Genomic DNA, 17,530 nt, shown 5'->3' on the forward strand with positions numbered 1-17,530 from the left:
TAGTTGCGCGCTTGTGAGAGCGCTCACGAAGGCGAATACTACATCCCCACGACGCACCGCGCCTTCCGGCGCGCGATGGTGCGGCGCACAGTGCAAAAGCAGAACCCGGTTTTGCCGTCTAATATCAGGTAACCGGTTTTCCGCGTGTCCGGCCACAAGTCATGACGCGCGGTTTCAATAATAGACCTAGGAGAAGTTTGTGGAGACCTCCCAACCTGCCGGCCGTTCATGGCTATGGCTAATCCTGCTGATCCCGTACATCGCGTTGTTGTGGTTGCCGTTCTATAACGACACGCGTCCCTCGTTCGCCGGCTTTCCGTTCTTCTACTGGTATCAGTTCTTGTGGGTTCCGTTGACCTCGCTACTGATTTACGTCGTGTACCGAGGTGTCAAATGAGCGATGTCAATCCTGTCAACCCGGTCGCGATGACCGTCTTTATCGCATTCTTTGTTCTCGTCACTGTCATTGGTTTTTTTGCCGCGCGCTGGAAGCGGGGTGATCTGACGCAACTGCATGAGTGGGGCCTGGGTGGCCGCCAGTTCGGCACGTTGATTTCGTGGTTCCTCGTGGGTGGCGACTTCTATACCGCCTATACCGTGATCGCGGTGCCCGCACTGGTGTATTCGGTGGGCGCGTATGGCTTCTTTGCGCTGCCGTACACGATCATCGTCTATCCGTTCGTGTTCGCGGTGATGCCGAAGTTGTGGAAGATCGCGAAGGCGAAGGATCACATCACGGCAGCGGACTATGTTCAGGGTGAATACGGCGGCAAGTGGTTCCCTGCTGCGGTTGCGATCACGGGTATCGTCGCGACGATGCCTTATATCGCGCTGCAGCTGGTGGGCATGCAGGTCGTGATCAAGGGGCTCGGCGTGACCGGCGAAATGCCGCTGATCGTCGCCTTCGTGATTCTTGCGCTGTACACGTACGCAAGCGGCTTGCGGGCGCCGGCGATGATCGCGTTCGTCAAGGACATCATGATCTACATCGTCGTGATTGCGGCCATTTGGCTGATTCCGGCGAAGCTCGGCGGCTATGCGCATGTGTTCGATGCGGCCGATACGTATTTCAAGGCCAAGGGCGGCGCAACCGGGATCATTCTGAAGCCGGCGCAGTTTACTGCTTATGCATCGCTGGCTTTGGGTTCGGCACTGGCGGCATTCATGTATCCGCATACGATGACGGCGGTGTTGTCGTCCTCGTCGGCTAATACGGTGCGCAAGAATGCGATTTTCCTGCCCGCTTATACGTTGTTGCTGGGGTTGATTGCGTTGCTTGGATACATGGCGATTGCGGCTGGGGTGCATGTGAAGTCGGCGTCCGATATGGTGCCGGCGCTGTTTAACACGCTGTTCCCGTCGTGGTTCGTCGGCTTTGCAGCGGCGGCTATTGCGATTAGCGCGTTGGTGCCTGCCGCGATCATGTCGATTGGTGCGGCTAATCTGTTCACGCGGAATTTGTGGCGTCCTCTCGTCTCGCCGAATATCACGCCTCAGGCGGAGGCTTCTACGGCGAAGATCGTTTCGCTGGTTGTGAAGTTTGGGGCGCTGTTGTTTATTGTGTTCTTGCCGACGCAGTACGCGATTGATCTGCAGTTGCTGGGTGGGGTTTGGATTTTGCAGATCTTTCCGGCTATTGTGTTTTCTTTGTACACGCGGCGGCTGAATACGCCGGGGTTGTTTCTTGGGTGGCTGGTTGGGATCGTGCTTGGCACCGGGCTCGCTGTTTCTCAAGGGCTAAAGCCGGTGTTTGCTTTGCATATTGGGGATGCTGTTTATCCGGTTTATATCGGGTTGATTGCGCTGGCTGCTAATGTTGTTGTTAGTTTTGTTGTGTCGGTTTTGTCGCCGCGGAGGGTTGTTGCGGCGGTTTGATGTTGTTGTTCGGGTGGCTGGCGCCGCTGGGGTGGTTGCTCAGGCGGCGTTGGCCTTTCCTTGTTTTGTTTGTGGTCTATTAGTGTTGCCCCTGTGCGGGGCGGCACCTACTTTTCTTTGCTTGCCGCAAAGAAAAGTAGGCAAAAGAAAGCGGCTCAAACCACTCCTGCCAAGCGGGGACCGTGGTTTGCACAGGGTAGTGGTGCATCTGGAATCTGGGTTCGTGCACCTGCATACGCTTGTGACAAGGGTGTCATTCTTCCTGCGACGCTTCGCGCGCCGAAGCGTAGTTCAAAAACCGGTGGGTCATCTCGCGCCTATCTCCGTCGAGCTGCGACGGGGATGCAACGGTGTACTTTTTGTCAGCGTCTACGCCGGAAGTTAATCCCCACGAACACGGCCATCAACATCAAAAATCCGCCAAACAGTAGGGCGGAATTCACGACAACGTGTCTGACGCCGAGCACGTCAACGTTGATGAAGGGATAGGGATAAAAGTCTGACAAACTGCCGCGCCAGAAGGTAACGGCGAGGTACGCGACGGGATAGATCAGCCACAACAGGCAATGCCGCAACCACAAATGAAATCGCGGTACGAATAACACCCAGTAAAGTACGGCCAGCATTGGTAAAAGGCTGTGCATCGATTCGTTGAGCAGCAGCCTGTACGCTCTAGGCGACCACATTCCGCGTAGAAGCAAGTTGTAGGCGATCCCCACAAATGCCATGTAGACAACGACCGCGGTCACGACGGTTGGCTGTCGAAAGAACCGCACGACCGCCGAACTGTGCCCACGTAGCGCTACGCAGGTAAAACAGACCGCGCAAGCCAATGCTGTCAGATTGGTGAGGTAACTGCTCATTCGCGCAACCCCATCGAGCACGCCGAGCCCGCGGGCAAGCGTGCGATCAATCGTCAGGTCGGCTTGTGCAACGATGGAAATCCACGCGATGACGGCAATGATCGCCGCCAGCGTCACAGACGAGACGCTGGGCGTGTGGAGCGGAAGCTCGGGCTCACGATGACGATGTGGGGCAGGGCGCATGCGAACGATTCTATACACACTGTATTCGCTTTGCAGCAGGCGCGAAAAACCGCGCGAGTCGAAGTCGATCCGAACTCAACCTCTGCTCAAAAAATTCTACGGCGTGCTACGCGAAACACTGACCGGCTGCAAACGGTTCACTACCTCGGGAATGGTCGAACTCGCGGGCGACGTTTCGTCAATTGCAGTGCGGCCGCCGTCGTGGAAGAACGCGAGTTCCGCGGCCTTATTCAGCACGAGGATACTGATGCGCCGATTGGTCGGTTCGTCCGCGACGTTGCTGTTCAGCGGCAATACATCGGCGAGCCCGCGCACCTGCAGCAGCTTCTCGCCGTGCATGCCGCCGGCTACCAAGGCCCGGCGTGCGGCGTTGGCCCGTTCGGACGATAGCTCCCAGTTTGAGTAGCCCTCCGGCCCAGCCGTGTAAGGCACTGCGTCGGTGTGGCCGGCAATCGAAATGCGGTTCTCCACGTCGTTGAGCGCGGCGCCGATCTGCGTCAGGAGCGTCACGGCGTAAGGCTGCAACTTCGAACTGCCGGACGGAAACATCGGACGATTCTGCGAATCGACAATCTCGATGCGCAAACCTTCGTTCGTGATCGAAATGCGGATCTGATCCTTGAATGCCTTCAACGCCGGGCTCTGTTCGATCAAAGCGGTGAGCTTCTGTTTCAACTGCTGAAGCCGTGCTGCGTCCGCAGGCGCCGCGATCGGTGGGACCTTCGCCGGTGGTGTCGGTTCGGTCTGGGTTTTCTTGCCGTCGCCGGGACGAGTGTCGGAAATGTCACGGCCGCCGCCCTGGATGACACTTGGACGTGCTGCTGCCGTGCCCTCGTTGCCGCCGAGCAGGCTCGACAGCGGGGTGTTGAAGTAGTCTTCGATGCCCTGCTTGTCGTACTTCGACGTCGAACCGAGCAGCCACATCAGCAGGAAAAACGCCATCATCGCGGTGACGAAGTCGGCGTAGGCGATTTTCCATGCGCCGCCGTGATGGGCGCCATGATCGCCACCCTTCTTCGAGCGGCGCACGATCACGGGAGCGGTTGTCTCGTCCTGCTGGGACGCGCGCGATCTTCCTTCACTCATGATGCCGCTCCGCGTCAGGCCGACTTCGGCATCTTGGTGGCGCGCACGGCGTCGTCGAGCTCCTGGAAGCTCGGACGGTCGGCAGTGAACAGTACCTTGCGGCCGAATTCGACGGCGATCGGCGGTGCATATCCGGAGAGCGAGGCGAGCAACACGGCCTTCACGCACTGGTAAGGTTTGGCTTCGGCGCGGCCTTTGGCATTGAGCAGATCGGCGACCGGACCGATAAAGCCATAGGCGAGAAGAATGCCGAGGAAGGTGCCGACCAGTGCGCCGGCGATCATTTCGCCGAGCACGGCGGGCGGCGCGCCGACCGAACCCATCGTATGAACCACACCCATCACGGCGGCGACAATGCCAAATGCAGGTAAGCCGTCGGCCATTTTCTGAATCGCGTTGGCCGCGACCGACGCTTCCGCATGATGCGTGGCCAGTTCTTCGTCCATCAGGTCCTGCACTTCGAGCACGTTCACGTTGCCGCCGGACATCATGCGCAAATAGTCGACGATAAAGTCGAGCAGATGATGGTCCTTCAAGACGTGCGAATACTTCTGGAACAGCACGCTTTCTTCCGGCGCCATGACGTCGGCTTCGAGCGACATCATGCCTTCCTTGCGTGCCTTCTGAAGCAACTCGTAAAGCAGCGCGATCAGTTCAAGATATTTTTCCTTCGTATATCCACCGCTTTTAAAACACGAAGGAATCGCCTTGATCGTTTTCTTCAGCGTGGAGGTCGGATTGCTCACGACAAACGCACCGATCGCCGCGCCGAAAATACATAGCAATTCGAACGGTTGAACGAGCGCCGGAAGATGCCCGCCTACCCCGACAAAACTACCGATCACAGAAGCAATTACCACTACCCAGCCGATTGCGACAAACATGCTCTCTCCGTTATCTTGCGCGACGCACGTTCGGTGGAACAGGCCCCATCTCAAGGGCTTTTCGAGTGCGCCACTAATATTCCGTATGTACCGGTAAACGGCCAGATTCGCGATGTCTGAAGTGTGCGCATCAGGGAAAAAGAAAATATTCACCAACTAGTTAATCATCGGTTCGGTTTCCGGTAATTTTGTCCGCCGTGTTGTGACCAGTCGTTGCGGTCGCAACCAATTGTGGGCCTTCGCAGGCCGGATGATTGAGGACGTGGTTGCATGACTGGATTATTCAAAACGCATGGCGCGACATTTTTACCGGGCGGTCTGCTAGCATGGTAAACAGTTTGTAACGACAGCCAGTCCCGGCGCTCAAAGCCGCCACTCGGCTTCTGGTCGGCTCACGAATGCCGGCAGCGACAGCAGCCCATCCGGAGGTGCGAAAAGCATGCGGAATCTGAATTCTGCCGAGAACATCAAGCTGGCAGCCAAAGCGGCCTCCTGCATTGCCGGTCTCGGGCTTCTGTTCGCGTCCAACGCCGCTCACGCCCAGGAGTTTTCCCTATTCGGCGGCGGCTCGCGCGCAGGCAGCACGAACACCTACACGTGGGCGTTCAACTATCAGGAAGGGCTCGGGCAATACTTCGCCGCGAGCTTCACGTGGCTGAATGAAGGACACATTCCCGATCATCATCGCGACGGCCAGATGATCCAGTTATGGGGCCGTATTCCCGTCGGGAGCCCGCAGTTCGTCCTGCAGGCAGGCGTCGGTCCATACCGTTACTTCGACACCACCACTTCCGTGCAAGGCGGAAGCTATTCGGACACTCACGGCTGGGGTGTCGTGTATAGCGTGCGCGCGGCGTACTACGCGTCGAGCCGGTGGATCACGCAACTGCAGTTGAATCGCGTGCACGTGCAACGCGGGCCGGATGCGACAAGCGTGATGTTCGGCGTCGGCTATCAGCTCGATGCCCCAGGTACCCCGGGTCCGCGCGACTGGGCGAGCGGCAGTCCGCACAAGGTCACTAACAACGAAGTGGCGGTGTACCTCGGCGAGACGATCATCAATTCGACCAGCTCGCCGACTGCACTGGGGGGCGCGATCGAGTACCGTCGCGGCCTCGCGAAATACCTCGACGTGACGGTCGGTTATCTTCACGAGGGCAGCAGCAAGGCGGCGCGCCGCGACGGCTTGACCAGCCAACTGTGGGCGACGCGTGCCTTCCTCAACGATAAGGTATCGCTCGGGCTCGGCGTCGGCGCCTACTATGCGATCAACGAAAACGAGAACAGCCTGACGCCGGGGCCGGGCGCCGGGAAGTTTTCCGGCCTCGTCACGATCGCCGGCTCGTATCGCGTGACCGATCACTGGAATGCGCGGATCGAATGGAATCGTGTCGTGACACGCTATGATCGCGACTCGGATGTGATTTTCGGCGGTGTGGGCTACCGTTGGTGATGGCTCACCGTGCCAGCAGAAGCAGTCTTCTAGAACCGATGGTATAGATTCACACAAAAAAACCGGAGAAGAGCATGAAAGCCAGCACCATCGCCGAACGGGAGGCCCGTGGCCGTGCCGCCCGTGAGCACTCGAAGCGGTCGAGTCATCGCACGGTAGGCGAGTTGCATCGCAACCCGATCGAGTTGCTCAAGCAAAGCAGCGAGGGGCGAGTCGAAAGGCTCGTGCCGTTACGCTACGGGCGCATGTCAGTGTCGCCGTTCACCTTCTTTCGCGGCACCGCGATCATTCAGGCGCACGACCTGAGCCGTGTCCCCGACACCGGCCTCACCATGCCGATTTGCGGCGATGGTCATCTGATGAATTTCGGCGGGTTCGCGACACCAGAGCGTCAACTCGTATTCGATCTGAACGACTTCGACGAGGTAGCGACGGGTCCCTTCGAATGGGATCTGAAACGCCTGACCGCGAGCCTCGTGGTCGCCGCGCGTCATATGCGTTTGAGCCGAGGCACGGCCGAGCATCTGGTGATGACCGCCGTCACCGAATACCGCGACCGCATGACGCAATATGCGCAGTGCGGCGCGCTCGAACTCTGGTACGACCGCATCACCTTCGACCGCATGGCGGAAACCGCGCTGACCCCCGAGCGCCGCCGCATCGTGCGGCGCGGCATGGAAAAAGCCGCGAACCGTACCCACGAAAATCTGCTGGAGAAAATGGCCGAGCACGACGGCGACCACTGGACGATCCGCGATGCGCCGCCGGCGCTGTTCCACGTGCTAGGCGCGAACACGCTGTTCACACCTGAAGAAACCGAAGCATTCAGGGGCCACAACTGGCGCAAGATGCTCGAACGCATGTGGGGCGAGTACCTGAAGACGATGTCGCATGACCGGCGCGAGCTGCTCAGCCATTTCACCGTGCAGGACATCGTATTCAAAGTGGTGGGCGTTGGCAGCGTCGGCACGCGCTGCATGGTCGTGTTGAACACGGATCACATGGGCAAGCCGTTGTTCCTGCAGCTCAAGGAGGCGCGGCCGTCGGTGGTCGCCCAGTACTACAAGTCGGCTCCCGTCAAGCACGAGGGCGAACGCGTCGTGCAAGGGCAGCGCATGCTGCAGGCCGCGAGCGACATCTTTCTCGGCTGGGCGAACGGGCCGTTAGGGCGCCATTTCTACTTCCGGCAACTGCGCGACATGAAACTGTCGGCGAACATCGAACTGTTCGACACCGACCTGCTGGAAGGTTACGCGAAACTGTGCGGCTGGATCATGGCGCGCGCGCATGCCAAGGCGAGTGGCCAGGCGATCGAAGTCAGCGCGTATATCGGCCGTGGTGATCAGTTTGCGGAATCGCTCGCAGCTTATGCCGCCAGCTACGCGGACCAGGTGGAACGTGATTACGACGTGTTTCTGAAGGCCTGCCGCAGCGGCGAGCTCGAGGCGCGCACGGACGAAGACATGGCGGCGGATTTCCGGGTGTAACAGTCGATCGCGCTTGAGTTGTGCTTGCGCCGCGTGAGCAATGTTTGCGTGGCTCGCCGCATATTGGTGGCGGGGCCACGCGGAAGGATTGCTCGCAGTTCAGTCGTCGATGCGTGCTTCACGCAGCGTAACGAAGCGAAGGTGCTGGTGGCGCGCCGCGTCGATCACGCAAGGCAGCACAGCGAGTATCAGCGGTTTGCCCTCGATGGTGAGCGCGGCATTTCCATCGTGCAGTAGCAGGATGTCGCGCGGGGCAAGGCCGTGGAGCAGCCGGTGCGTGACCACGTGGGGATCGCGCTCGCGCGTATCGTAGCCGCGCCGCGTCCATGCCGCGAGCCGCAAATCGAGTTTACGTAGCACGGGCTCGAGAAAGATGTTTCGTAAGCCGGCCGGAGCACGGAAGAACATCGGCCGCTCGCCGCTCAATGCTTGGAAGGTGCGCTGCGCCGCTTCGATCTCGCGCGTGAGTGCGCCCGGAAACGTGATCGAAAACGTGTGCACGTGAACCTGCGAATGGTTTTCCAGCGCATGGCCGCGTGCGACGATCTCGCGTGCGAGCTCCGGGTAGCGTTGCGCTTTCGCGCCGATACAGAAGAAGGTGGCGCGCACGTTGAAAGCGTCGAGCAGATCCAGCACTTGCGGGGTGACGACGGGATCGGGACCGTCGTCGATGGTCAATGCAATCGCGTCAGCGTTGCGTGCGTCGGCGGGCAGGCGAGTCCAGTTCGGGCCCAGCAGCGAGGTGCGCGGCAACAGGCCCGCTACCGTGAAAATAGCGTGATTCGCGAAGATCGCGGCGAGCCACCATGGCCATGCGGCAGGTGTCAGCAGCCAGCCGGCCAGCACGAATACGTGCCATGCGGCGGTGGCGGTGAGCATCGCGGGATAGCCGGTGCGCGGCCAGCGGTGCTGCGGCGCGGGCTCATTGCGATGCGGGGTGAAAAGTTCGTTCATAAAGCGTGCTTCCTGTCTTCCTTCCTCCGTCCTGGGAAGGCCATGAATCGCGCGCGTGACGCGCAACAGCCAACGATACCATTGATGCGCAACGCGACGCTGTTGCGGAAGGTAACGATAAGTAATGAAAGAAAGCTGAAAGACATCGTGCTTCGCGACGGCCGCGCCGTTGCCCGTTGCATTTGTGAAGGGCGATCCGCTGTTGTATGGTGCTAAAGCCAAAGAAACCGAGCGGGAGAAGTGCTGTGACAGGAACGGGAATCAAGAAGGTTGCGCTGGTGACGGGCGCGGGCAGCGGCATCGGCCGGGCCTGCGCGCTCAAGATGCTGGAACACGGTTATAGCGTCGTACTCGCAGGCCGTCGCCAGGCACCGCTCGACGCCGTGGTCGAAGAAGCGCAGCAACTGGGCGGCGACGCGCTTGCCGTGGCCTGCGATGTGACGGACGCCGACAGCGTCGCTGCGCTGTTCGACACGATCCGCTCGCGGCGCGGCCGTCTCGATGTGCTATTCAATAACGCGGGCCGCAACGGCACGCCGGTGGATATCGACGAACTCGATGTCGACGAATGGCGCTCGGTGGTCGACACTAATCTCACGGGCGTGTTTCTTTGCACACGCGCCGCCTTCGGTCTGATGAAAACGCAGACGCCGCGGGGCGGCCGCATCATCAACAATGGCTCGATTTCCGCGCATGCGCCGCGGCCGAACAGCATCGCCTACACGGCGACCAAGCACGCGATTACCGGCATCACCAAAGCGGTTTCGCTCGACGGCCGCAAATACGACATCGTGTGCGGGCAGATCGATATCGGCAATGCAGCGACGGAAATGGCTGAGCGGATGGCGCGCGGCGTGCCGCAGGCGAACGGCGAAATCGCGGTCGAGCCGTTGATGGACGTGCAGCACGTTGCCGACGCGGTGCTGCATATGGCCGAATTGCCGCTGTCGGCGAATGTGCAGTTCATGACCATCATGGCGAGCAAGATGCCGTTCGTCGGCCGGGGCTGAGCGGGGCGCTTCCGCACGCATCGCAGGAGATCAACTTATACTGGGCGCTTCCCGCCCTTTGGAAAAAGCGATTCGCCGTGCCCCGCGCCACACCCAAGGACGACCCGCAGCCGGTGCCGCCCGTGCAGCCCGACCTCGACGATTGTTGTCATAGTGGCTGCAATCCGTGTGTCTTCGATCTCTACGATGAAGCTCTGGAGCGCTATCAGTCTGCGCTCGCCGAATGGCAAGCGCGGCAGGCGGCGCTGAAGGTGCAAAAGGTACAAACGGTTCAAGCGCGTCACAGCAAACCGCGTACGCGCCGCTAAACGGTGTTTCAGGTTTTACGCCAAGGCCGCAGCCATACCCCGTCCCCGTCATGTCCGACCTTCAGCCCGCGCCCATCGAACCCTTCAACGAAACGCACACGCTGGACGACCTGCATACCTTCGTGCAGCGTCATCCGCGTCTGTTCGTGCTGACCGGCGCGGGCATCAGCACCGATTCCGGCATTCCAGGCTATCGCGACGACAACGGTGAATGGAAACGTTCGCCGCCGATCACGCTGCAGGAATTTCTCGGCACGGCAGCCATGCGCCGGCGCTATTGGGCACGCAGCATGGCTGGCTGGCCGGTGGTGGCCGACGCGCAGCCGAATGCCGCGCATACCGCCCTGGCCCGGCTCGAGGCAGCGGGCCATGTGCCGACGCTCGTCACGCAGAACGTTGACGGTTTGCATCAGCGGGCGGGTAGCCGCGAGGTGATCGAACTGCATGGCGGCATCGACGGCGTGACGTGTCTGGATTGCGGGATGCAGCATTCACGCGCGTCGATCCAGCAGACGCTCGAAGCCGACAATCCCGCGTTGCTGAACGTCACCGCCGAAACCGCCGCCGACGGCGATGCGCATCTGGAGTGGCACGATCTCGACGCTTTCCGCATTCCGGCGTGCACGAACTGCGGCGGTTTGTTGAAGCCCGCCGTGGTGTTCTTCGGCGAAAGCGTGCCGCGCGAGCGTGTCGAAGCGGCGTCGCATGCGCTCGACGCGGCGGACGCAGTGCTGGTGGTCGGCTCGTCGCTGATGGTCTATTCGGGCTACCGCTTCTGCGTGTGGGCGCAGAAGCAGGGCAAGCCGATTGTCGCGATCAATCTGGGGCGCACGCGCGCCGATCCGCTGCTGTCGCTGAAAATCGCCGCGCCCTGTGCCGACACGCTGACCGCGCTGGCGGGCCGTCTGGCATTGGATTGAGCGGACTGCCCGAGCTTCCCGATCAGCGCGCGGCCCGCATAAATCGTCGATAATCCCAATCCCACGCAGCACCGCTCTCACGAAAAACAACCGTCCCGCGAAAGGAACGCCGATGTTGACGACGATCGAACAGCTCGAAGCAATCTACGGTCAGCCCCACGAACGCGCAGTGAAGAAAGAGATTCCGTACGTCAACGAAGACTATCGCGCGTTCATCGAAATCGCGCCTTTCGTCGTGCTCGCCACCGCCGGTCCGGAAGGCCTCGACTGTTCGCCGCGTGGCGACGCGCCGGGCTTCGTGCGCGTGATCGACCAACGCACGCTCGCGCTGCCGGATCGCATCGGCAACAATCGCGTCGACAGCCTGCGCAATATCATCGCCGAGCCGCACCTGGCGCTGCTATTTATCATTCCGGGCGTCGGCGAAAGTTTGCGCGTGAACGGTCGCGGCCGCATTTCCAACGATCCGGAATTGCTGGACGGTTTCGCCGTCGAAGGTAAACTCCCGCGCACCGTGCTGCTGATCGACGTCGAAGCGGTGTACTTTCATTGCTCGAAGGCGCTGGTGCGCTCGAAACTGTGGGATCCCGCGCGTCATGTCGAACGTTCGCGCCTGCCGAGTGCCGGCGAGATCCACCGGCGCATCAACGGCGTGAGTTTCGATGCCGCGACCTATGACCGTGAACTCGCCGAACGCGTGCGCACGACCCTGTACTGAAACAATCTGAACATGACTGATTCCCATCCGGCGCTGCGGCAACACTCGCCCTCCGCAGAACGCAATCGCGAACCGATCCTTGCCGTATTGCGCGAGGTGCTGCCGCCCACCGGCCGCGTGCTGGAAATCGCTAGCGGCACGGGCCAGCACGCTATCTGCTTCGCCGGCGCATTGCCTGGGCTCGACTGGCAACCGAGCGATCTCGATGCGGATGCGCGCGCGTCGATTGCGGCGTGGATCGCGCACGCAGGGTTGGCGAACGTGCGCGTACCGCTCGCCCTCGATGTGCATCAGGCGGAGTGGGGCGTGAATACGGTCGATACGTTCGACGCCGTGGTCTGTATCAACATGATTCACATCTCGCCGTGGAGTGCAACGCAAGCGCTATTCACCGGCGCGAGTCGCCGACTGGTCGACGGCGGTGTACTGTATCTGTACGGCCCTTACAAACGCGGTGGCGCGCAAACCTCGCCGAGCAACGATGCGTTCGATCAGCAATTGCGCAGCCGCGACCCCGCGTGGGGCGTGCGCGACATGGAAGCGGTGGTAGCGTTGGGCGCATCGGTCGGACTCGTGTGCGACGAGCCGATCGCGATGCCGGCGAACAATTTCAGTCTGGTTTTCAGGAAACGCCTGGACGCGGCGCGGGTCTGACAGACGTTGCGTAATGCGGTGTGTAAGCGGTGCGTCATAAAGTGCATCACCGGGCGCCGCATAAAGTTGAAACCCGCACGCAGTGGAAAGCCCGCTCGCTAAGTGCTAATGCGCGTCAGCGAGCGGCAAGCCGGCATTTCTTTTATCCTTTCACCCTCGACGTTCCGCCGACGTTCTTTCCGGCGCAGCGTCTCGACATTTTTTGGACTCTGGAGAATTCACATGGGCAAACAGGCAATCGGCGTGGTGGGGCTAGCGGTCATGGGCCGCAATCTGGCGCTCAACATCGAAAGCCGCGGCCACGCGGTGTCGGTGTACAACCGTAGCCGCGAGAAAACCGACGAACTCATCGCCGAATATCCGGACAAGAAGCTGGTGCCGGCCTTCACGCTGGAAGATTTCGTGGAGTCGCTGGAAAAACCGCGCCGCATTCTGCTGATGGTCAAGGCAGGCGAGCCGACCGACGCCACCATCGCGTCGCTCAAGCCGCTGCTGGACAAGGGCGACATCCTGATCGACGGCGGCAATACGCATTTCACCGACACCATCCGCCGCAATCAGGAACTGGCGAAAGCCGGCCTGCATTTCATCGGCACGGGCGTGTCGGGCGGCGAAGAGGGCGCATTGAAAGGTCCGTCGATCATGCCGGGCGGCCAGCGCGACGCCTATGACCTGGTCGCCCCGATCCTCACCGAAATCGCCGCCAAGGCGCCGGACGGTGAGCCGTGCGTCGCGTATATGGGTCCGGACGGCGCGGGCCACTTCGTGAAAATGGTGCACAACGGCATCGAATACGGCGACATGCAGCTGATCGCCGAGAGCTATGCGGTGCTCAAGCAGGTCGTCGGTCTGTCGAACGATGAGCTGGCCAAGGTCTACACCGAATGGAACGAGGGCGAGCTCGACAGCTACCTGATCGAAATCACCTCGAAGATCTTCAAGAAGAAAGACGAAGAAACCGGCAAGGATCTGGTCGACGTGATCCTCGATCGCGCGGCGCAGAAGGGCACCGGCAAGTGGACCAGCCAGAACGCGCTCGACCTCGGCGCACCGCTGCCGCTGATTACGGAAGCCGTGTTCGCGCGGGTGCTGTCGTCGCTGAAGGTTCAGCGCGTGGCGGCGAGCAAGGTGCTGGAAGGGCCGGCAGCCAAGCCGCTCGGCGCCGAGCGTGACGCGTTCATCGAATCGGTGCGCCGTGCGCTGTACTTCAGCAAAGTGATTTCGTACGCGCAAGGCTTCGCGCAACTGCGCGCGGCATCGGAAGAGTACAAGTGGGATCTGGACTACGGCACGATCGCGAAGATTTTCCGCGCCGGCTGTATCATTCGCGCCCGCTTCCTGCAGAAAATCACCGACGCCTATACGAAAGACAAGGCAATCGCCAATCTGTTGCTCGATCCGTACTTCCGCGACATCGCGAAGAACTATCAGTCGGCGTTGCGCGAAGTTGTGATCGCGGCCATCAATGCGGGCGTGCCGGTGCCGGCATTCGCATCGGCCGTTGCCTATTTCGACGCGTATCGGTCGGAACGCCTGCCGGCGAACCTGGTGCAGGCTCAGCGCGATTTCTTCGGCGCGCATACGTTCGAGCGTATCGACAAGCCGGGCAGCTTCCACGCGAACTGGAGCTGAGCGTTTGAATCGTGACCCGGCGCGTGCTTGCAGCAAGGCGCGTCGGGTCGCGCGAGCGATTGAAGTCGAGATGGGCAATTATTGCTGATAGCTATCGTGCAGATAGCGTGGCGGCACACTGGACCCTCTACTATTGCGAATTTCGGAATAGAGTTTCGTCGTTTTAGGGGTTTCCCCTAGATGTCACCGCTCCTAAACTTCTACTTAAGCGCTACGGGACAACGAGCCCAAAGCACATTAAATACAAGTTCTGGAGGTTTACATCATGAAGACCCTTATCTCTGCAGTTGTCGTCGCCGCCGCTCTGGTTGCTCCTGTTGCTTCGTTTGCTCAATCGAACCAGCCGGTTACCCGCGCTGAAGTGCGCGCTCAACTGGTGCAGCTGGAAAAGGCCGGTTACAACCCGGTTGGCGATCATGTCGACTACCCGGCTAACCTGCAGGCTGCGCAAGCACGCGTCGATGCACAGAACGGCACCGCTCAAGCTGTGAACAGCGGCTACGGCGCACCGATCGCTGGCGCCTCGCAAGCCGGCCGTCCGGTGACCGGCAATGACCGTAACTCGGTCTACTTCGGCAACTAATTCGCCGAAGCTGATGTGAACGCCGCCTGGCTGACAGGCGGCGGGTAATGAAAAAAACGCCGACCGGATTGCCGGGCGGCGTTTTGTCGTTTACGGCTCTGCTTGGTCGTCAGATCAGTTCCAAGACGCGCTTCAACGGTTCGGCAAATGCGGGATCCCTTCGTTGCTGGTCAGATTGAGCTGATGAATCTGCCGATGCGCCTTGTTCAGATGCGCCTGCGCGGCGACGCGTTGCGCTTCCAGTTGCGACACCTCCTTGCGCATTTGATGCTGCCGGTTCGACACCGTCTGTTCCTGCGCGCCGCGCCGTTGCAGGTCCGTGCGCAGCCGTTCGGCCTGCGCCTCGGAGCGCGCGATCATGCGCGCGAGCTGTTCGTTTTGCGCCTCGAGTTGTGCGCGGCGCGTTTCGCCTTCCGAGAGCCGCGTGGCCTGTTCCTCGAAGTGATGGAAGGCCGCTTCTGCGGCTTCGAGGTCGGCGGCTTTGAGCGCGCGCCACAGCGAGCCGTCCTGATACAGCGCGACGTAGTACGCCAGCTCCTTCGCGTGGAACAGCAGACTGACCGAATAGGCGAAGCTGCGGAACACGCGGAACGGCGTTAGCGCTTCTTCTTCGGCGAGCCATTCGATTTCGGCGGTGTCGGCCATCTGCACGCCGCGCGCGCTAACCTGCGAAGGCACCACTGGCACCGGCCGTAACGTCGTCACCGGCCGCGCCGGCTCGGCGACTGGGGCGGGCTGTGCACCAGCGGCAGCGGGCGTGACGCCGGCCGCCGCGGCCAGCGCCGCTTCCTCTCTATCGTCAGGCGATACGGGATCGGCGGCGTTCTCTCGCGCGACCTGCACGAGATGCGATGGGCCTGCCAGCACGCTGCGGCGGTTCAGGAGACTTTTCACGGCGGTTCCTCCGGTTGACTCGCCCGAAACCTTCAGACGGCGTCGACAGTCAAGCATGCCGGACAATCTGGCGGTTCGAGCGGTGAGCGAAAAGTGGCGGACCGGCGGTACTAGCAGATGAGCACCGGGGTGCGCGGCAGTGCGGATGTGTTTTCCGTGAGCGCAGCTTTAATGCAAGGTGCGATGCCGGCGGCCTATTTCATCGAACAACGCGCGGCTGGGTTCGAGGGCAAGCAACCAGGATTCGTCGTAACCGCTGAGATTGTCGAGCGCCTCGCGCAGCCGTTCGATTGCTAGCGCTGGAATTTCGACGCTGGCTTCGACGCCGCTCGACAATCCCGCGATGCTGGCCAGCTGGACCAGCGCGTCGGCGGCTTCGGCTACGTCTGCCGCGAAAACCAGATGGGTGTTCAGCAACTCGACCAAACCGGGCGACGCCGCAATATCGTCGACGTTGAGTTGCACGGCCAGAAAGGTGGCTTTGTTCATCCTCAACTCCTCGCAGGATCCAGGCGTTTGCGTACGGTGCGTTGCGGCAGCATGACTGAGTATAGGCGAGGCTTGAAAGGATTCAATAATCACACGAATGCGTTCGCGTGGCCGTGTGGCGGCGGTCGTGCCTGCTGTAACACCTATAATGGGGTCGGTCGAAACGCGTGATCCCGCCGGGCCGGGCGGCTCGGTATGCGGCACGGATAACGCGTCGACAGCGTCTGCTTCTCAACCCACTATTCACCATGAAGATCATTCGCAGCAAGAGCTTCACCGCGACGCGTCCGTGGGGCGCGCTCGATATCGCCAACATGGGCGGCATCACGACGCGCCTGCATTGGACCGATCAGCCGTACAAGTGGCATGTCAACGACGGCGAGGAAGTGTTCGCCGTGCTCGACGGCCGCGTGGAGATGCGCTATCGCGAAGCGGGTGTTGAACAGTCGGCGATTCTGGAAACGGGCGATGTGTTCTACGCGTCGGTGGGCACCGAACATGTTGCGCATCCGATCGGCGTGGCGCGCATTCTGGTGGTCGAGGCAGAGGGCAGTGTTTGACGGTTCCTTGGCCCATGTCCGTGCTGAAGCCGTTGCCAGCGTACACGGCGGCATAATGGATACGCGCCGTGGCGCCCGTAGCGAGCGGCACGGCGAATGCTTGGGGCTGATTGAATCCGATTGAATCTAAGTGTCGAGGAAAATCATATGACAAGACAATGGCAATTCACGGCAACCCGGTTGTTGATCTCGGCGACACTCGGCGTGATGATCAGCGGTTGTACGTCGATGCCGTGGGAAAGCACGCCGTTCTACAGCAGCGCGCCCTCCCACCCGACTACCCTTAGCACGGTCCCTGTGCCGGCCGGTTACTACCGCACCAATCCGGGTGACACGCTGGCGGCCATCGCGTCGGCGTACGGTCGCAAGCCGCAGGAGATTGCGGCATGGAACGGCCTCGCAGCGAATTCGGCGGTCAATCCGGGGCAGGTGCTGCGGGTGGCGCCGCCAATGGCGTCGGGTAGCGTCGTGACACCGCCGGTCGGTGTTGCCGGTCAGAATGGCGCTGCCACCACGCCAGGCGCGCCCGGTGTTGCGCAGCAAGGCGTGCTGCTGTGGCCGTTACGGGGGCCCGTGCTGAAAGCCTTTGCGCCGGGCAAGTCGAACGGTATCGTGATCGGCGGCCACGCAGGCGATCCGGTCAAGGCCGCCGCGACCGGGCGGGTGGTTTACGCCGGCACGGGCATCGAAGCGTACGGTCCGCTCATCATTATCAAGCACGACGACTCGCTGATTACCGCCTACGGGCAGAACAGCACGCTGCTGGTCAAGGAAGGCGACGCTGTCGCGCAAGGGCAAACCATCGGCGAAGTCGGCGTGGATAGCCGGGGCGTGGCGTCGATCCAGTTCGAAGTTCGCCAGAATGGCCAGCCGGTCGACCCGCTTGCGTGGCTGCCGAAGTCGGGTGGGTGAGCTGCGCTCATTCGCACGGTTTTCAGCGCCGCGTTAATTGAATACACTGTGTGGCTCCACAGCCG

The 17,530-nt window shown here is 61.1% G+C and carries 19 protein-coding genes; 13 read left to right on the forward strand and 6 right to left on the reverse strand.

Translation table 11 applies throughout. The annotated features are described in order from the left end of the window. Window positions 1-199: 199 nt before the first annotated feature. Entirely contained in the window at window positions 200-397 is a 198-nt protein-coding gene (locus PQQ86_RS24505) for a DUF3311 domain-containing protein (RefSeq protein ID WP_007177944.1), read from the forward strand. Then, window positions 394-1,875 carry a monocarboxylate uptake permease MctP gene (gene mctP / locus PQQ86_RS24510; RefSeq protein ID WP_408272774.1) on the forward strand — a complete coding sequence of 494 codons (1,482 nt, stop codon included), beginning with the start codon at window positions 394-396 and terminating at the stop codon, window positions 1,873-1,875. Before PQQ86_RS24505 ends, mctP begins: the two co-directional genes overlap by 4 nt. A gap of 362 nt (window positions 1,876-2,237) precedes the next feature. Here the strand turns inward: mctP and PQQ86_RS24515 are convergent, their stop codons facing one another. The 3 genes from PQQ86_RS24515 to motA form a co-directional block, all read right to left on the reverse strand. Then, window positions 2,238-2,921: a Pr6Pr family membrane protein gene (locus PQQ86_RS24515; protein WP_408272777.1), complete on the reverse strand. Its 684-nt coding sequence runs from the start codon at window positions 2,919-2,921 to the stop codon at window positions 2,238-2,240. Between the two features lie 96 nt (window positions 2,922-3,017). After that, the gene (motB, locus tag PQQ86_RS24520) at window positions 3,018-4,007 is read right to left on the reverse strand and encodes a flagellar motor protein MotB (RefSeq protein ID WP_408272780.1); all 990 of its coding nucleotides are present in this window, start codon (window positions 4,005-4,007) and stop codon (window positions 3,018-3,020) included. A 14-nt stretch (window positions 4,008-4,021) separates the two neighbouring features. Beyond that, the gene (gene motA, locus PQQ86_RS24525; protein WP_408272783.1) at window positions 4,022-4,891 is read right to left on the reverse strand and encodes a flagellar motor stator protein MotA; all 870 of its coding nucleotides are present in this window, start codon (window positions 4,889-4,891) and stop codon (window positions 4,022-4,024) included. A 439-nt stretch (window positions 4,892-5,330) separates the two neighbouring features. On the opposite strand from motA, the gene PQQ86_RS24530 reads away from it, so the two are divergent. Then, window positions 5,331-6,344, forward strand: a complete 1,014-nt coding sequence (locus PQQ86_RS24530) for a hypothetical protein (RefSeq protein WP_408272786.1) — start codon at window positions 5,331-5,333, stop codon at window positions 6,342-6,344. A gap of 74 nt (window positions 6,345-6,418) precedes the next feature. Then, the gene (locus PQQ86_RS24535) at window positions 6,419-7,831 is read left to right on the forward strand and encodes a DUF2252 domain-containing protein (protein ID WP_408272788.1); all 1,413 of its coding nucleotides are present in this window, start codon (window positions 6,419-6,421) and stop codon (window positions 7,829-7,831) included. A 99-nt stretch (window positions 7,832-7,930) separates the two neighbouring features. Here PQQ86_RS24535 and PQQ86_RS24540 read toward each other — a convergent pair whose 3' ends face one another. Then, entirely contained in the window at window positions 7,931-8,785 is an 855-nt protein-coding gene (locus PQQ86_RS24540; RefSeq protein ID WP_408272791.1) for a polysaccharide deacetylase family protein, read from the reverse strand. A 245-nt stretch (window positions 8,786-9,030) separates the two neighbouring features. On the opposite strand from PQQ86_RS24540, the gene PQQ86_RS24545 reads away from it, so the two are divergent. The 7 genes from PQQ86_RS24545 (at window position 9,031) to PQQ86_RS24575 (ending at window position 14,610) form a co-directional block, all read left to right on the forward strand. Further along, entirely contained in the window at window positions 9,031-9,795 is a 765-nt protein-coding gene (locus PQQ86_RS24545) for an SDR family oxidoreductase (RefSeq protein ID WP_408272794.1), read from the forward strand. 77 nt (window positions 9,796-9,872) lie between these two features. Next, complete coding sequence (locus tag PQQ86_RS24550) at window positions 9,873-10,103, forward strand: oxidoreductase-like domain-containing protein (RefSeq protein WP_408272797.1); 231 nt, start codon at window positions 9,873-9,875, stop codon at window positions 10,101-10,103. A gap of 50 nt (window positions 10,104-10,153) precedes the next feature. Further along, window positions 10,154-11,023: an NAD-dependent protein deacetylase gene (locus PQQ86_RS24555; RefSeq protein WP_408272800.1), complete on the forward strand. Its 870-nt coding sequence runs from the start codon at window positions 10,154-10,156 to the stop codon at window positions 11,021-11,023. A gap of 112 nt (window positions 11,024-11,135) precedes the next feature. Further along, complete coding sequence (locus PQQ86_RS24560; RefSeq protein ID WP_408272803.1) at window positions 11,136-11,741, forward strand: pyridoxamine 5'-phosphate oxidase family protein; 606 nt, start codon at window positions 11,136-11,138, stop codon at window positions 11,739-11,741. Window positions 11,742-11,753: 12 nt separating this feature from the next. Continuing rightward, window positions 11,754-12,395, forward strand: a complete 642-nt coding sequence (locus PQQ86_RS24565; RefSeq protein ID WP_408272805.1) for a DUF938 domain-containing protein — start codon at window positions 11,754-11,756, stop codon at window positions 12,393-12,395. Window positions 12,396-12,617: 222 nt separating this feature from the next. Beyond that, window positions 12,618-14,027, forward strand: a complete 1,410-nt coding sequence (gene gnd / locus PQQ86_RS24570; protein WP_408272808.1) for an NADP-dependent phosphogluconate dehydrogenase — start codon at window positions 12,618-12,620, stop codon at window positions 14,025-14,027. A gap of 265 nt (window positions 14,028-14,292) precedes the next feature. Then, complete coding sequence (locus PQQ86_RS24575; protein WP_408272811.1) at window positions 14,293-14,610, forward strand: DUF4148 domain-containing protein; 318 nt, start codon at window positions 14,293-14,295, stop codon at window positions 14,608-14,610. A gap of 132 nt (window positions 14,611-14,742) precedes the next feature. On the opposite strand, the gene PQQ86_RS24580 is transcribed toward PQQ86_RS24575, so the two are convergent. Beyond that, a complete protein-coding gene (locus PQQ86_RS24580; protein WP_408272814.1) occupies window positions 14,743-15,504 on the reverse strand; it encodes a DUF2968 domain-containing protein in 762 nt (253 codons plus the stop codon). 168 nt (window positions 15,505-15,672) lie between these two features. After that, on the reverse strand, window positions 15,673-15,993 hold the full coding sequence (locus PQQ86_RS24585) for a hypothetical protein (RefSeq protein ID WP_028198298.1): 321 nt from the start codon (window positions 15,991-15,993) through the stop codon (window positions 15,673-15,675). Between the two features lie 248 nt (window positions 15,994-16,241). On the opposite strand from PQQ86_RS24585, the gene PQQ86_RS24590 reads away from it, so the two are divergent. Together PQQ86_RS24590 and PQQ86_RS24595 are read left to right on the forward strand one after the other, a co-directional pair. Further along, the gene (locus tag PQQ86_RS24590; RefSeq protein ID WP_408272821.1) at window positions 16,242-16,553 is read left to right on the forward strand and encodes a cupin domain-containing protein; all 312 of its coding nucleotides are present in this window, start codon (window positions 16,242-16,244) and stop codon (window positions 16,551-16,553) included. A gap of 147 nt (window positions 16,554-16,700) precedes the next feature. Next, on the forward strand, window positions 16,701-17,465 hold the full coding sequence (locus PQQ86_RS24595) for a peptidoglycan DD-metalloendopeptidase family protein (RefSeq protein ID WP_408272825.1): 765 nt from the start codon (window positions 16,701-16,703) through the stop codon (window positions 17,463-17,465). The last annotated feature ends 65 nt before the right edge of the window (window positions 17,466-17,530 follow it).

Source organism: Paraburkholderia sediminicola (assembly GCF_046026675.1).
Classification (GTDB): Bacteria; Pseudomonadota; Gammaproteobacteria; order Burkholderiales; family Burkholderiaceae; genus Paraburkholderia; species Paraburkholderia sediminicola_F.